We start from the raw sequence: 15,704 nt of genomic DNA on the forward strand, positions 1-15,704 counted from the left end.
GGCAACTCCAGGTCGTGTTGCAACCACCTTTTTCGGCGTCGGGTCGTCGCAGACGACCGCTCCTGGAAAAACGTGGGCGAAAAAGGCGCTCGCTCCCGTTGGTCGCTCGCGTCCTACTCCAGCGCGTCCAGTCGGAACTCGAACGCCGCCACCGGCAACTCTAAGTCGTGTTCCACGAGCACTTTCGGGTGAATCTCACCGAGGACACCCACCACTTCGTCGTCCATCACTACCTCGGCCACCCGGCCGTCGATGAACGACGGATGGGTCGTCGCCGGAGTCACGAGGTCCACGTCGAACGCCTCGGCGATAGCCTGCAGGCGGGCCTTCGCGTCCTCGTAGGAGGCGTCGGTGCGCGCGAGTGCGCCCGCGACGGTGCGGCGTTCGGCGACGCCCGTGTTCAGGGAGTCGTCCAGTCCCGCCGCGAGGCCGATTTCCGCGAGGTCCTGCGGGTAGCGGCGATGGGTGTTGTTCTCCAAGACCATCATCAACGAGGGGAGCGCCCACGTCCGGAGGATGGTGTAGTCCTCGCTGTAGGGCTCCTGAATCGTGACCGGGTCGGCCGCACCCACGCAATCGTCGTCGGGAGCGACGTTCATCCGCTCGAAGTTCTCTGCCTCGTTGGTCATGTGGAAGTTCAGCAGGTCCTCGAAGCCCAGTCCCACGAGCGTATCGCGGGCGGCGTCCTCCAGTCGGGACCGCTCGTGGCGGCCGCCGACCGTCGACACGTCCGGATAGGTCGGTTGGAGGGTGTTGAACCCCAGCGCGCGGCCGATGTCGTCGACGATATCCTGCGGGTGGAGCACGTCGACGCGGTAGGGCGGAATCTCCACCTCGAAGGAGACGCCCCCTTCGCCGTCGCTGGGCGTCGCGCTCAGGCCCGCGCGCTCGGCGTAGTCGACGACGTCCTCGGCGGTCAGGTCCACCCCGAGGAGGCTCTCGATGCGGTCCAGCGTGACCGTCTTGGTCCGCGTCTCGAAGTCCGGTCGGTCGAGGGTGTGACCCGCGTACTCGCCGGGGGCGTCGTCGGCGTACTCGACGGTGACCCGTTCGACCTTGCCGCCGCGGGCCTCCAAGGCGTAGCAGACGATGTTGCACATGTGGTCGACGGTCCACTGGTCGGACCCGGTCATCTCGATGAACAGGTCCCGGGAGTCCTCGGTCACCTCGGTCCGGCGGCCGTTGATGACGGGCGGGAACGAGAACAGGCCGATGGAGTCGTAGATGGCGGGCACGCGGTCGAAGTCCGCGACGAGGTCGCCGTAGGCCTGTCCGGTCTGATGCTCGGCGATGACCTCGCGGGGGGTCATCTCGGCGTCTGATTCGAGGGGGACGAACGTCGCCTCGTCGGGGTCGACGCTCGTGTAGGTGATGGACTTGGCCGTCCCTTCCGTGGCGGCCTCACCCTTCAGCATCGTCAGGTCGTGGACGCCGATAGCGCCCTTCGCGCGCTTGCGGCCCATCGTCGCGTGGAGTTTCTCCTGCAGTTGAATCAGGGACTCCAGCGCGCCGCCGCTCATGTCCAGTCCGCGGACGACGGCACCGGTGACGTAGGGGCGTTCGGGCGGTTGGTCCTCGACTTCGATGGTCCACTCGGGCGTGTTCGTGTTCGGGACGTAGACGCCCCGGTCGTCGCCGTAGTGGTAGCGCAGCGAGCGAGCGACTCCCTCGACGGAGAGGCGGTCGAGTCGGTCCGGCGCGAACTCCAGTTGGAACTCGTCGTCCTCGGTCCAGCCCTCGAACTCCAGTCCGAGGTCGAACAGGTCCGAGCGGAGTTCGTCGTCGTCTTTCTCCTCGTGACCCGTCAGATAGCGCAGTTCGTCGGGGTCGACGTCGACGACGGGCATTACCGCATCACCTCCGTCTCCCGCAGCAGTTCGAGGTCACAGAGCGTCCCGTGTACGTCGCGGATATCTTCGAAGCCGTACATGAGCATGAGTAGTCGTTCGAGCGAGAGGCCCCACGCCATCACGTCGCAGTCGACGCCCAGCGGCGAGAGCACTTCCTCGCGGAAGATGCCCGAGTTCCCGACTTCGACGATTTCGCCGGTCTCGGGATGGGTCCCGAACAGTTCGAAACTCGGTTCGGTGTAGGGGTTGTAGTGCGGTTTGAACTCCAGGTCGGTGATGCCGAACTGCTCGTAGAACTCCGTGAACGTCCCCATCAGGTCGCGCACGGAGAGGTCCTCGGCCATCACCCAGCCCTCGATTTGGAAGAACTCCAGGAGGTGCGTCGGGTCGAGCGTGTCGTTGCGGTACACCTTCTCGACGCTGAAGAAGCGCTGGGGTGGTTCTAACTCGCCGATTTCGTGCCCCGAGAGGTAGCGCATCGACAGCGAGGTGGTGTGGCCGCGGAGGTCCAAGCCCCGCGCCACGTCCTCCTCCCACGGCGAGTGATACCCTTCGCCGTCGGGACCGACGCCGTTCTTGTGGGCCGAGTGAACCCGTTCGACCAAGTCCTCCGGAAGGTCCTTGATTTCGTCCGGCCGTTCCAGCGCGAACTGGTCCCAGTGGGTCCGGGCCGGGTGGTCCTGCGGCATGAACAGGCAGTCGTTGATCCAGAACTGCGCGTCGACGTGCGGCCCTTCCATCTCCTGAAAGCCCATGCCGACGAGCGTGTCCTTCACGCGGTTGGCGGTCTGTCGGAGGATATGCTCCTTGCCGTGGGGAACGTCCTCGGCGTCCGCCTCCACGTTGTACTCGGTGAACTCCACGTCTTCCCACTCGCCGCTGGTGAGCAGTTCCGGCGTGAGTCGGTCGACCGTCTCGGCGGCCTCGACGCCCTCCATCAGGGCGGTGACGCCGTCGTCGGTCAGGCGCACGGAGCGGACCGTCTCCTCGTCGGTTACGAGGAGGCCGCGGCGTTCGAGTTGGTCCAGCGCATCGGCGTCGGCGTCCTCGATTCGGCCGTCGGCCACCGCTTCCAGCGCGTGCATCTCTCGGTCGCCGCCAACGTCGGCGTCGGGGTCGGCCGTAATCTCGCCGCTGGCTATCTCGCCGTAGCCCTTGCGGGCGTAGTTCGAGAGTGCGATGTCGACGGCCCCGCCGTCGAGACCGGACGCGCCGATGACCTGCCCCATCCCCACGGGGGACTCGTCGGCCCCGGCGTCGAGGGCGGCCTCGTAGAGGTCCTGTTCGGGGAGGCTCTCGCGGACGTACCGTTCGCCCTCCTCGGTCAGTTCGTAGTGTTCGACGGTCTCTTCGCTGACGGTCAGCAGGCCGTCGTCTTCAAGTTCGAAGGCGGCGCGGGTGGCGGCCTCTGGTTTGAGGCCCGCCTCCCCGGCCACCTCGTCGATTCGTCTGTCCTCCTGTGCGTCGGCGGCCTGCAGGACGGCCACCTGTGCCTGTGGTCGTTTCATACGGGTGTCTCGGTCGTTGTCGGGAAATACCGCGGGTCGCTCAGTTAACGGTTCTCACTTGGTGGTCGGGTGCGTCGGTGGGACGCGCCCGCCGGGTGGTTTCGTCCGGCCGCGTCTCCCGACGCGGCGCGGAGTCCACTACCGGCCGACGGGGCCGAAAAAGCCGAATCCCGGACGGCGAACTGACTCGTGTGCGGCGCTGGCATGGTGGGATTCGGATGCCATGCGAGAACGAATGACGAGGACCGAAAAAAGGGTTGCGGACCGTCTACACCGGGAACAGCACGAACCCGCGGAACGCGAAGTCCGCATCTTCGTCCTCGCGAATGACGGCCCGCGGACTGTCGCCGGTCCGAGCGATAACGAGTTCGTCGTAGCCGTCGTCGTCCATGTCCCCGAACGACGCGTCGATGGCGTAATCGTCGTCGCCCCAGTCGCCACCCTCTGTGTACAGGAGTTCGAAGTCCGCGTCCTCGTCTTCGTGGACGAACACCCGCGCGTTCGACCCGGACCGGCGGGTGACGACGAGTTCGTCGAAGTCGTCGTCGTCGGTGTCACCGAAGTCGATGCTGGTCGCGAAGGCGCTCCGGCCCCAGTTGCGCCCGGCGGCGAGAATCCGCTCGAAGTCGGCGTCGGCGTCCTCGAAGACGAAAAAGCGGGCGTTCGACCGGGCACGGCGGGCGACCCCCAACTCCTCGTAGCCGTCGTCGTCCACGTCGCCGAAGGCGAGGTCGGTGGTGTAGGCGTTCGAGGACCACTCTCGACCGCCGCGGTACAGCATCCGGAAGTTCCGGCGGGCATCGTCGTGGACGAAGAACCGGGCGTTCGACCCCGCACGGCGGCCGACGGCGAGTTCGTCGCGGCCGTCGTCGTCGATATCACCGGCCGCCAGCGCCGTCGTCGGGATGCCACGGCCCCAGTTGCGGCCGCCGCGGACCAGGAGTTCCCGGTCCTCGTAGTCGAAGACGAAAAAGCGGGCGTTGCCGCTCGCGGCCCGCCCGACGGCCAGTTCGTCGGTCCCGTCACCGTCGAAATCCCCCGCAGCGAGTGCCGTCGTCCCGGCGTCGCGACCCCAGTTGTTGCCAGCGGCGAGGAGGCGGTCGAAGTCCTCGTCGGCGTCGTCGTAGATGAACACGCGCGCGTTACCGCGGGCCTGTCGACCGATCGCGAGTTCGTCGGAGCCGTCGTCGTCGAAATCGCCGAACTCGACGGCCGTCGCGAAGGCGTCGTCGCCCCATCGCTCGCCCGTCGTGAACAGCACCTCGAACTCTTCGTCCTCGTCGTCGAGCACCCAGACCTGCGGCCCGTCGTCGGACTTCAGCGCGATGGCGAGTTCGTCACGCCCGTCGTCGTCCACGTCGCCCCACGCGGTCGCCGTCGGTCCGTCGGGCACGTCGTCGAGCGGGAGCGGTATCGCCGCGGCCGTCGCCGACGACCCGGCGTAGAGGGCGGTTCCACCGAGGGCTGTCCCAGCAGTCCGGAGGTAGTCTCGTCGTTGCATCGCGACCAATAGTTAGAACGGTGACATCAAAACGACGGCTTATCGTTCAGTATCGTTCACCGAAAACGGTCGCTGAAGCCCGCCTTACCGCGTCGGGAACGACCGCCGCGTCGGGCCGCACGCTCCCGCTCGCTCGCTGGACAGCGTTGTGTCGCCTTACCGACCGTTCACGACCGTTTACGGGCCGAATCGAGGTCGATGTCCAGTTCGTCGAGTTTGTCCTCCCACTCGGCGCGCTTCTCCTGGTGGTCTTCGAGGAACTCGGCCATCAACTCGGCGGCCTGTTCCTTACACCCGCCGCAGAGTCGTTCACCGCCGACGCACTCCTCGTACACCTCCGTCGCGAACTCGTCGTCGTCCCCCGAGAGGAGGTAGGCGTACAGTTCGTACACCGGGCACTCGTCGGCTTTCCCGCCCTTCTCGCGCTGTTCCTCGGCAGTGGTTCGGCCCCCCGTCGTCGCCGACTTCACCTTGTCGTAGCCGTCCTCGGGGTCGTCCAGCAGGGAGATGTGCGATGCCGGAACCGAGGAGGACATCTTACCGCCGGTGAGGCCGGTCATGAACCGGTGGTAGATGGACGACGGCGGGAGGAAACCGTAGCCGCCGTTGTCCAGTTCCACCTGCCGGGCGAGGTCTTCGGCTTCCGCCTCGCCGAGGTCGAAGGCGTCGACGTGTTCGTCGTAGACGCGCTTCTCGCCGTCGACGGCCTCGATGAGCGCCTCGAACGCCGCCTCGGTCGCGCGGCGGTCGAAGATTCGCGTCCGCGGTCGAATCGGTTCCTTCCCGGCGTTTTCGAGTTTCTCGACGGCCGAGTCGCGGGCCTCGGCCGGTGCTGGCTGGTGGTCCCGAAGCCACTCGGCGGCCTCGACACACCGGGGCATCTCCGGGTCCTCGGCGTACGCCTCGCGGGCCTCGTAGGCCTCCCGAAGCAGGGGTCGCTCCTCGGGTCGGGCCTCGAAACTCGCGAAGGCCTCGGTCACGCCGAAGTAGCGCATGCGGGCCGCCAAGTCCCGCGCCAGTCGCATGTGCGGGTCTTGGTCCGGACCGACGGGGATGACCGTCGGTTTCGGTTCGTCCAGTTGCGGGTAGAGGATGTCGGCCATCTGCGTGACCACGGACTGCATGTAGGAGATGTTCGTCTCGCCGTCGAAGTCGTAGATGGCCTGCAGTTCCGAGGCGTTGGCCTCCGCGCCGAGTTCGAACGCCAAATCCTGTAGCTCGCGGTTCTCGGACTGGCGGTACAGTTCGCCCTCCTCGGGGTCGAAGCCGAGCGCCAAAAGCGAGAGGACGTAGCTCCGGGCGTGTTCGTCGATTTCCTCCCACGTCAGGCCACGGGCGGCGTGGGCCTCCATATCGGCGATGAGGCCGTAGGCGTCCGCGCCCTGCCGTTGGTGCCAGATTATCTCGTCGAACACCATCTTGTGGCCGATGTGGGGGTCGCCGGTCGGCATGAACCCCGACAGCGACGCGAACGCCTCGCCGTCGCGCATCGCGTCGGCGACGGGCCGGTAGTCGCGGTGGCCGAAGATGACGCCGCGGCGCATCAGGTAGTGGGGGTTCGGGACTTCGGGAAGCACCTCGTCGAACTCCTCGATGCCGAACTGCTCGAACAGTTTGCGATAGTCGTCGATGGTCGAAGAGCCCCACGGGTCGAGTTTGACCTCGTCGGCCCCGGCGGCGTCGGCCCCCCCATCCGTCCGCAGATGGGACTCCCGCCACGAGTCTCCCGACTGGCGGCGGTCCTCGTCGGGCGATACGTCGTCGTGGTGGGAGTCGCGGTCGGTCATGGTCGAGTGTCTGCGTACCTCATCGTTGGCTCCGGTTCGCGCAAAAAGGGTTCGCTTCCGGCCGCCCTCAGGGCGTCAACCGGCGCACTTCCGTCCACTCGATGTCGCCGTCGGTGACGGGCGCGAACACCATCGTCTTCCGGACACCGTGGGCCAGTCGAACGTCCAGCGCGAGGTCCCGCGGTTCGAACTCGAAGTCGGCGGGGAGGACGCGAACGAGGAGTTCCGAGTGCCCGAGGTCGTCGACGCTCTCCACGTCGGCGTAGGTCCGGAAGTCCGCGCCGAACTTGAATCCGGTCTTGGGGACGACGCCCGCGTCCCGGAGCGCGGCGTAGACGGTCAGGCGGCGGTCGAACCGTTCGCCTTCGACCTCCCGACCGCGCTCGATGACTGCCGACTGGCCGCCCGCGACCGAGAGCGTCCCCTCGCGAGCGAGGTAGGCCGCCTCCACCAGCGACAGTTGCACCGCGTCCTCGTCGAGTCGCTGGCCGTAGAACGCCCGCTCGTACAGCGCGCCCGGCGGGTCCCAGCACAGCACCCGCTCGGCCAGCAGTTCCCCGTCGACGAGCGGCACGGTCGAGTCGCTCGACCCCGCCACCTCGCGGCGAGTGGTGTCCAGATACGTTATCTCGCTCTCCTCGTCCACGACGGCGAGGACGCACTCGCCCAGCGACTCGACCGGGACGCCGTCGCGCTCGCCGACCACGCGGACCCGATAGGCCACCTCGTCGTCCCACGGCCCCTTCCCGCGGGGGTACACCACGAAGTCCGCGCCGTCTGGGTCGTCTACCCAGCCTTCTCGCGCGGGCGTGAGGTAGAATCCCCGGTCGCGCAGGTCCTTGTAGACGAAGAACTCGACGGCCGAGACGGCCGACGACGACAGCAGTTCGCGGAAGTCCATCCCGCCGACGGCCTCGATATCGCCCCGATAGAGGAGGTGGGCGGCCTCCACCGGCGCGAACGCCACGTCGCCGTTCAGTACGTGCCCGTAGCCGCGCGAGTCGTAGAAGCGCTCCCGTGCGCGCGTGCCCGCTCGGACGACGTTGCCGTCCAGCGTGAGGTCCATACCCGGAGTGGCGCGCCCGCGGACAAAGCCCCTACGGGTCGGCGGCGTCGCAGGTGCCGTCCAGACAGCGCCGCCGCCCGGCCGTCTCGAAGATGGGGAGGCCACACGGGCACTTCTCGACGACGAGGCCCGACGGGAACGAGAAGCCGGTATCGCAGTCGGGGTAGTTCTCACACCCGGCGAGCAGGCCGCCCCGACGGATGATTCGCAGGTCCCCGTCGCAGTCCGGGCAGTCCCACATCCGGTCGAACGCCTCGGCGACCCGGTCGTCCATCGACTCGCACGCGCGGTCCAGACAGCACTCGAAGGCCTCGCCGCGTTCGACCCGCATCGTCGGCAGGCCGCAGTCCGCACAGCGGCCGCCGGTGACGCTGGCGTCCGAGGGGATGCCGTAGTCCGCGTCGCAGGTGGTGCAGGTGACGTTCCCGCGCGTGCGGACGAGCGTGCCCCCACACGCGGGGCAGTCCGCTACCGGGACGCCCGCGTTCGAGGCCGGGAACCGGGCGCTGCCGTGTTCCTCGTGGGCGACCACGCGGAGGAGTTCGTCGCCGTCGCTCGCGGTGACCGTGCCGTCCTCAACGGCGACGCTCTCGGCTCTGGTGAGCCACGCCACCGGCTGATACCCCTCGGCGTCGTGGACCAAGACGGTGTTGTCGGGCTTGACCACCACCAGTACGTCCCCGCGCTGTTCTCGCTCGCGGGACCCCTCGAAGACGGTCGTACACTCACCGGCCATCACGCGCGTTCCGTCGTGCATAGACTGCCCTGGTTCCGCTCCGGTATCTAAACCCTCGCCCGCAACACGCAAATCCCTCGGGCGATTGGACCAAGCCAATGAGCGACGCGCCGCGAGCTATCTGTTTCGACATGGACGGGGTCCTCGTCATGTCCGAGGACCACTGGGTCAGTATCCAGCGCGACCACATCCTGCCGACGGCCGCGCCGAACGACGACATCCCGCTGTCGGCCATCACCGGCCGGGACTACACGGAAGTGTACCCCGAACTCGACGCCGAGTACGACCTCGCGGTCACGCGCGAGGAGTACGAAGCCCTGTTCGAGGAGGCGGGCGAGCGCATCTACCGCGAACACGCGACCTTCCTCGACGGTGCGCACGACCTGCTCGCGGACCTCCGGGAGGCCGGTGTCTCGCTCGCGCTCACCACGTCGGCCCCGTGGGACTGGATAGAGGTCATCGACGACCGATTCGACCACCTTCGGCACTTCGACGCGGCGATAAGCGCACAGGACCTGGACGGCCCGGGCAAGCCCGCGCCCGACATCTACGAGCGCGGCGCGGCGGAACTCGGCGTCGACCCGAGCGAGTGCTGGGCGGTCGAGGACTCCACCGCGGGCGCACGCGCGGCCGTCGCCGCGGGCATGACCACCGTCGGGTTCCGAGGCGACGGCGACGAGACGGACCTCTCGATGGTCCAGCACCTCGCGGACGACGCCGAGAGCCTTCGCGCGGTGCTACTCCAACAGTAAGGGACGCTTGGGGAAGGGGGAGTGTGTGGGAGGGACGGGGACCGCAGGGCGGGGGGAGGTGGTGCTGTCTGTGTCCGCTACGCGTCGACGCGGTAGCCGCGGCCAAGGAGGAGGCCGAGGACGTTCACGACGAACACGCCCGCCAAGAGGACGAGGAGGCTCTGTCCGTCGAGTCCACTCAACAGGAGCGGGGGGTACGCCAGCGGCGAGAGGACGGCCGCCCAGAACCCGGCGAACCGGACCGGACGGACGGCGAGCGATTGGATGTCGATACTCCTGTTGGGAAGGGCTTCGGACGGGGATTGGAAGGGCGAGGTTGACATTGGGTTCCTCCTCATCACACCGTATTACTGGGACCCCGATATAAGGGGCCGATGCTTACCGTGAATTCGCGAGATTAACAACCGGTTGAGTCGTTTCACCCGGTTTCACTGTCGGCTTTTGGGTCCTGCTAAAACGTTTTGAGAGGGCTTTAGATATTTTACAACGTATTCTGAGGTCGTATCTCCGGCCAGATTTGAGGACGGTCCGCGTCACCGCACGTCGACGGTTCGAGAGGCGGTCACAGGAGGCAGCGGCCGGTTCGGAAACGTCACTTCGACGGTGTACTCCAGTTCGTCCGCGTCGGCCCCGAAGACGGCGACCGGCAGGGTCGACTGTCCGAGATAGGAGGGTTTCGCCGTCATTTCGCGACCGTTTACCGTCACCCTAAGCCCGGCGCGCGCGCCGCCGCCGTTGTTCGCGACGGTCACTTCGCGCATCTCGTGGTCGCCGGTTGCCACCGACTCCGGGAACTTCCCCCAGTCGACGACGACGACGGGCAGGTCCCGCGCGTTCGAAACGACCTGTTCGGCGACGCCCTCGGAGAGGCCCGCCGCGACGACGCCGGAGACGCCCGCCGCGACCACGTCCGCGGGAGAGCGGAGGCCGTCGGCGGCGAGTTTCTTCGCCCGACCGGACCCGACGCCGTCGATGGCGGTCAGGCCGACCGCGTCCTCGCTGATACCGTGTTCGACGCGCGCCTCGACGCGACAGGCGAGGTTGGCGAAGCGGGCGGGCGCGAGGTTGTCGAGGAACTCCCGCAGGGCCGCCAGCAGGCGGAGCGCGTTCTGCCGGATGACCCACGCGTCGCTCTTCAGTTCCGTCGGTGTCGTCCCGGTCATCCCAGACCGGAGGATGGCGAGGACCTTCCGCTGGCCTGCGTCGAGGTCCGACTCCTGACTCGCTCGCGGCTGGTCGCCGCTCGCGTTGTCCGAGGCGCGTAGCGCCTCGCTACCCAGTACCGCGTTGACGGCATCCTGTTCGTCCGACCGCGCGCTGACGCTGTCGAACTCCGTCGCGCCCGCGACGGTGGTCAGCAGGTCCTCAGCGTCGACGGTCGCGCCGTCCTCGCTACAGCGCTCTGCGAGGTCCGCGAAGCGCCGGGCCGTCTCCAGACGGAGATAGAACTTCGAGGCGAGTTGGCCGAGTCGCGTCGACTCGATGCGGAGGCCGTCCTGTTCGACGAAGCCGTCGGCGACCAGTTCCCCGAGCGTGCGACTGACCCGTTCGCGCAGGTCGCTCCCGGCGTCGTACTCGGCGGGCGCAGACTGGGCGCGCGCGTAGTAGAACGTCGTCTCCAACCAGTCCATCACGTCGTCGACGTCCCGAATCGTCCCGAGGGCGATTTCGGCGTTCAGGTGGGCGTCCAGTTCCGCGGCCAGTCGGGACTCTATCTCCTTGCCGTCCCGCAGGAGGCGGCGGTACTTATCCGCGTCCGAGCGGTCACAGACGACCCACGCGTACCCCAAGTCGTCGTAGCCGGGACGGCCCGCCCGCCCGAGCATCTGGAGGATGTCGAGCGGACTCATGTCGACTTCGCCCTCCAATGGGTCGTGGAGCTTGGTGTCCCGGATGACGACACAGCGAGCGGGGAGGTTCACGCCCCACGCCAGCGTCGACGTGGAGAACAGCAACTGAATCTTCCCTTCCTTGAACCACTGCTCGACGCGGTTCTTGTCCTCGCGGGCCAGGCCCGCGTGGTGGAAGCCGACACCGTCCAGCACCGACTGCCGGAGCGTGTCGTTCGAGAGGTCCGCGGCGTCGTTGTGGAAGTCGTAGTCCCCGCGCGCGCCCATCGGGATGTCGCGCTGGGTGAGTTCGTCGCGGGCCTTCTTCGCCGCCTGCACCGTGTCCTGTCGCGACGAGACGAACACGAGCGACTGGCCCTCCTCGCGGATGTGCGGTTCGGCCAAGTCGAGCGCGCGGTAGAGCCGCCGGTACTTGTCGGCGAAGGCGTTCTCGCCGTGCGAGTACGTCTTCACGTCGGCGTTCAGCGGCACGGGTCGGTAGTCGTCGCCGAAGGCGAACGTGGTCTCGCTGGGCGCGTCCAACCAGTCCGCCACGTCGTCGATGTTCGGCATCGTCGCCGACAGCGCGACCACGCGGGGGTCACAGAGCCGTCGGAGTCGGGAGACGGTGACCTCAAGCACCGCACCCCGGCGGTCCGAGTCCAAAAGGTGGACCTCGTCGATGACACAGCAGTCCACGTCGGTGATAAAGGAGTACCGCGGCGTGTCGTGTTTCCGGGTCGCCGAGTCGGCCTTCTCGGGGGTCATCACGAGGATGTCCGCGCGCTCGGCGCGGCGGGGACTCAGGTCGCGTTCGCCCGTGACGACGTACACCGAGTACCCCATCTCCTCGAAGCGCTCCCACTCGCTCTCTTTCTCGTTAGTGAGCGCGCGGAGCGGCGCGAGAAACAGGGCGGTCCCGCCCTCGGCGAGCGTCTTGCAGATAGCCAGTTCCGCAAGGGCGGTCTTCCCGCTGGCAGTCGGCGCGCTGACGACCACGTTGTCCTCGCGGTTCAGTAAGGCCGGAAGCGCCGCCGACTGCATCTCGTTGAACCGCTCGAACGGGAAGGCTCCGGTGAACTTCGGCAGCACGTCTTCGACCGCCACCGTCGGCTCACTGTCTGCTCGGCGTGGCACGTCAACAGGGCGGAACCGCGACGGCAAAGGCGTTTCTATGGACCGGCGACTGACGGGCCTGCGACTCCCCGAACGCGGAAATTTCTCGCGACCGAGCCGTAACAGACACAGGCCGGGAATTCGCACGTTTCAGCCGCTTTATCCCCTGCAAACGTTATAACGCCCTCCCGCTCACAGGCATCGGGTAGAGGCGATGTCCGTACTCGAAACCGTCGAGCAGACGGGCGGAATAGAGGCGGAGAAACCGAGCTACGAGTGTGCGGACTGAGGCTACGAGTTCCAGACCGACGCCGACCCCGGGTCGTACTGGTTCAACCGTTCGGAGTGCAGTTCCGAAGACCTCACACCGCTTGACGACACCGCCGACGCGAACTGAGACACAATCTCTTTTGCGGGCAGGTCCTAACCGTCGGACAATGAGTCGTGCGCGCAAGCCCGACTGGCTGAAGATGCGGCCGCCGTCGGGCGAGCGGTTCACCGACATCAAGCAGACCCTCCGCGACCGGAACCTCAACACCGTCTGCGAGGAGGCCAACTGCCCGAACCTCGGAGAGTGTTGGAGCGGGCGCGATGGGCCGGGGACGGCCACGTTCATGCTGATGGGCGAGCGGTGTTCGCGGGGCTGTAACTTCTGTGACGTGCAGACGGGCGGGATGGACCCCTTGGACCCGGAGGAACCCGAACAGGTCGCCGACGCCGTCGCCGATATCGGTCTGGACTACGTGGTGCTCACCTCCGTCGACCGCGACGACCTACCGGACCAGGGCGCGGGCCACTTCGCGGAGACGATTCGGGAGATAAAACGACGCGATTCGGACGTGCTCGTCGAGTGTCTGATTCCGGACTTCCGCGGCGAGGAGCGCCTCGTTCGAAAGATCATCGACGCCGAACCGGACGTGCTGGCCCACAACATCGAGACGGTCGACCGCCTCCAGTGGCCGGTCCGCGACCGGCGGGCGGGCTACGAGCAGTCGCTGTCGGTCCTGCGGCAGGCGAGTCGGGCGGCGGACATCTACGCGAAGACGAGCATCATGCTCGGCGTGGGCGAGTACGCACACGAGGTGTATCAGACGCTCTCGGACCTGCGGCAGGTCGGCGTCGACGTGGTGACGCTGGGCCAGTACCTCCAGCCCTCGCGGTCCCATCTGGAAGTGGCCGACTACGTCCACCCCGACGCCTTCGAGACGTGGCGGCGGGTCGCCGAGGAGGAACTTGGGTTTCTGTACTGCGCCTCGGGCCCGATGGTCCGGTCGTCGTATCGCGCGGGCGAACTGTTCGTCGAGGCGGTTCGACGGGGCGACGACGTGGCCGACGCGCGGCGAGCGGCGCGCGTGGACCGGTAGTTCTCACGAAGGCAGTAGACGGGTGATAACCGCGAAAACCCTAAGCCGTCAGCGAGAGAATTGTTCCCATATGCCAGTACGAGGCAGGTGGTCCTTCTGAGTGTCCTCCAACGCGACCCGACCGACCGGGTCCAGATTCTCGACGAAGACGGACAGGTCGTCGACGGCGCGACGGTGCCGGACCTCGCCGACGAGGAACTGGTCGAGATGTACCGCACGCTCAAACTCGGGCGACATTTCGACCAGCGAGCGGTGAGCCTCCAGCGGCAGGGCCGGATGGGTACCTACCCGCCGATGGCCGGTCAAGAGGCCTCCCAAGTGGGGAGCGCGATGGCGCTCGACGACGGCGACTGGACCTTCCCGAGTTACCGCGAACACCTCGCGCTGTACGTTCGCGGATGGGCGCTCTCGGACGACCTGCTGTACTGGATGGGCAACGAACGGGGGAACGCGCCGCCCGAAGACGTACAGGTGTTCTCGCTGGCCGTCCCTATCGCCACGCAGATACCCCACGCGACGGGGGCGGCGTGGGCCGCGAAACTGCGAGGCGAAGACCGGGTGTTTCTGACCTACTTCGGGGACGGAGCCACCTCAGAGGGGGATTTCCACGAGGGCCTGAACTTCGCGGGCGTGTTCGACGTGCCCGCCGTCTTCTTCTGTAACAACAACCAGTGGGCGATTTCGGTCCCGCGTGAACGACAGACCGCCAGCGAGACACTGGCCCAGAAGGCCGACGCGTACGGGTTCGACGGCGTGCAGGTCGACGGGATGGACCCGCTCGCGGTGTATCAGGTCACCTCGGAGGCCGCCGCGAAGGCCCGCGACCCCGCCGACGGTGAGCGCCGACCGACGCTCATCGAGGCGGTGCAGTATCGCTTCGGCGCGCACACCACCGCCGACGACCCGTCGGTGTACCGGGACGACGCCGAAGTCGAGCGCTGGAAGCGCAAAGACCCGATTCCGCGACTGGAGACGTTCTTGCGGGAGCGCGGCCTACTGGACGACGAGCGAATCGCGGCCATCGACGAGTCCATCAAAGCGGAGGTGGGTGACGCCATCGACGCCGCCGAGTCCACCGAACGGCCCACCCCCGAGGAGATGTTCGCGACGGTGTACGCGGAGATGCCGAAACGACTCGAACAGCAACTCGACTACCTGCGGGACCTGCGGGCGCGACACGGCGACGAGGAGGTACTCCAATGAGCACCCAACAGCAGACACAGAGTCTCACTTTGGTACAGGCGGTCAGAGACGGTCTCTACGGCGAGATGGAACGCGACGAGGACGTCCTCGTCATGGGCGAGGACGTGGGCAAGAACGGCGGCGTCTTCCGGGCGACGCAGGGCCTCTACGAGGAGTTCGGCGAGGACCGCGTCATCGACACCCCCCTCGCGGAGTCGGGCATCATCGGCACCGCCGTCGGGATGGCCGCCTACGGGATGCGGCCGGTCCCCGAGATGCAGTTCTCCGGGTTCATGTACCCCGCCTTCGACCAAATCGTGAGTCACGCCGCGCGCCTGCGCACCCGAAGCAGGGGCCGGTACACCTGCCCGATGACCATCCGCGCGCCCTACGGCGGCGGCATCCGCGCCCCGGAACACCACTCCGAGTCGAAAGAGGCCTTCTACACCCACGAACCCGGTCTGAAGGTGGTCGTCCCCTCCACCCCGAGAGAGACGAAAGGCCTGCTCGCGGCGTCGATTCGGGACCCCGACCCGGTCGTCTTCCTCGAACCGAAACTCATCTACCGGGCGTTCCGCGAGGACGTGCCCGACGACACCTACACGGTGGAGTTGGGGACGGCGAACGTCCGCCGCGAGGGCGAGGACGTGTCGGTGTTCACGTGGGGCGCGATGACCCGGCCGACGATGGAAGCGGCGGAGGACTTAGCCGAGGAGGGCATCGACGTGGAAGTGGTCGACCTGCGGACACTGAAACCGATGGACACCGACGCCATCCTCGACTCGTTCCGCAAGACCGGCCGGGCCGCCGTCGTCCACGAGGCCCCCAAGACCGGCGGCCTCGCGGGCGAGATTATCGCCACGATACAGGAAGAACTCCTGTTGTATCAGGAAGCGCCGATTACGCGGATTACGGGCTTCGACGTGCCCTTCCCACTGTACGCCCTGGAGGACTACTACCTCCCGGAACCTGCCCGCATCAAAGACGGTATCAGAGAGGCCGCGGAGTTTTAG

The 15,704-nt window shown here is 67.2% G+C and carries 12 protein-coding genes; 4 read left to right on the forward strand and 8 right to left on the reverse strand.

Annotation, left to right across the window (positions count from 1 at the left end; all coding sequences use genetic code 11):
• Positions 1-113 precede the first annotated feature (113 nt).
• The 6 genes from pheT to NJQ44_RS17475 all read right to left on the reverse strand — a co-directional run bounded on the left by pheT (position 114) and on the right by NJQ44_RS17475 (position 8,469).
• Positions 114-1,847 carry a phenylalanine--tRNA ligase subunit beta gene (pheT, locus tag NJQ44_RS17450; protein WP_254272605.1) on the reverse strand — a complete coding sequence of 578 codons (1,734 nt, stop codon included), beginning with the start codon at positions 1,845-1,847 and terminating at the stop codon, positions 114-116.
• Positions 1,847-3,358: a phenylalanine--tRNA ligase subunit alpha gene (pheS, locus tag NJQ44_RS17455; RefSeq protein WP_254272606.1), complete on the reverse strand. Its 1,512-nt coding sequence runs from the start codon at positions 3,356-3,358 to the stop codon at positions 1,847-1,849. Before pheS ends, pheT begins: the two co-directional genes overlap by 1 nt.
• Before the next feature lie 268 nt (positions 3,359-3,626).
• Entirely contained in the window at positions 3,627-4,859 is a 1,233-nt protein-coding gene (locus NJQ44_RS17460; RefSeq protein WP_254272607.1) for a hypothetical protein, read from the reverse strand.
• A gap of 167 nt (positions 4,860-5,026) precedes the next feature.
• Entirely contained in the window at positions 5,027-6,646 is a 1,620-nt protein-coding gene (locus NJQ44_RS17465; protein ID WP_254272608.1) for a tryptophan--tRNA ligase, read from the reverse strand.
• Between the two features lie 67 nt (positions 6,647-6,713).
• Positions 6,714-7,712, reverse strand: a complete 999-nt coding sequence (gene endA / locus NJQ44_RS17470; RefSeq protein WP_254272609.1) for a tRNA-intron lyase — start codon at positions 7,710-7,712, stop codon at positions 6,714-6,716.
• Between the two features lie 31 nt (positions 7,713-7,743).
• Complete coding sequence (locus NJQ44_RS17475) at positions 7,744-8,469, reverse strand: PDDEXK family nuclease (protein WP_254272610.1); 726 nt, start codon at positions 8,467-8,469, stop codon at positions 7,744-7,746.
• A gap of 77 nt (positions 8,470-8,546) precedes the next feature.
• On the opposite strand from NJQ44_RS17475, the gene NJQ44_RS17480 reads away from it, so the two are divergent.
• Entirely contained in the window at positions 8,547-9,200 is a 654-nt protein-coding gene (locus NJQ44_RS17480) for an HAD family hydrolase (protein WP_254272611.1), read from the forward strand.
• 77 nt (positions 9,201-9,277) lie between these two features.
• On the opposite strand, the gene NJQ44_RS17485 is transcribed toward NJQ44_RS17480, so the two are convergent.
• Together NJQ44_RS17485 and NJQ44_RS17490 are read right to left on the reverse strand one after the other, a co-directional pair.
• Positions 9,278-9,523, reverse strand: a complete 246-nt coding sequence (locus NJQ44_RS17485) for a DUF8028 family protein (protein WP_254272612.1) — start codon at positions 9,521-9,523, stop codon at positions 9,278-9,280.
• A 210-nt stretch (positions 9,524-9,733) separates the two neighbouring features.
• Positions 9,734-12,136 (reverse strand): DEAD/DEAH box helicase, encoded by a 2,403-nt coding sequence (locus NJQ44_RS17490; RefSeq protein WP_254274350.1) that lies wholly within the window; start codon positions 12,134-12,136, stop codon positions 9,734-9,736.
• A gap of 419 nt (positions 12,137-12,555) precedes the next feature.
• Here NJQ44_RS17490 and lipA point away from each other — a divergent pair, with 419 nt between their 5' ends.
• The 3 genes from lipA (at position 12,556) to NJQ44_RS17505 (ending at position 15,704) form a co-directional block, all read left to right on the forward strand.
• A complete protein-coding gene (gene lipA / locus NJQ44_RS17495) occupies positions 12,556-13,509 on the forward strand; it encodes a lipoyl synthase (RefSeq protein WP_348533066.1) in 954 nt (317 codons plus the stop codon).
• A gap of 96 nt (positions 13,510-13,605) precedes the next feature.
• A complete protein-coding gene (gene pdhA / locus NJQ44_RS17500; RefSeq protein WP_254274351.1) occupies positions 13,606-14,712 on the forward strand; it encodes a pyruvate dehydrogenase (acetyl-transferring) E1 component subunit alpha in 1,107 nt (368 codons plus the stop codon).
• Positions 14,709-15,704 (forward strand): alpha-ketoacid dehydrogenase subunit beta, encoded by a 996-nt coding sequence (locus NJQ44_RS17505; RefSeq protein WP_254272614.1) that lies wholly within the window; start codon positions 14,709-14,711, stop codon positions 15,702-15,704. Before pdhA ends, NJQ44_RS17505 begins: the two co-directional genes overlap by 4 nt.

Source organism: Haloarcula marina, from assembly GCF_024218775.1.
GTDB classification, from domain to species: domain Archaea; phylum Halobacteriota; class Halobacteria; order Halobacteriales; family Haloarculaceae; genus Haloarcula; species Haloarcula marina.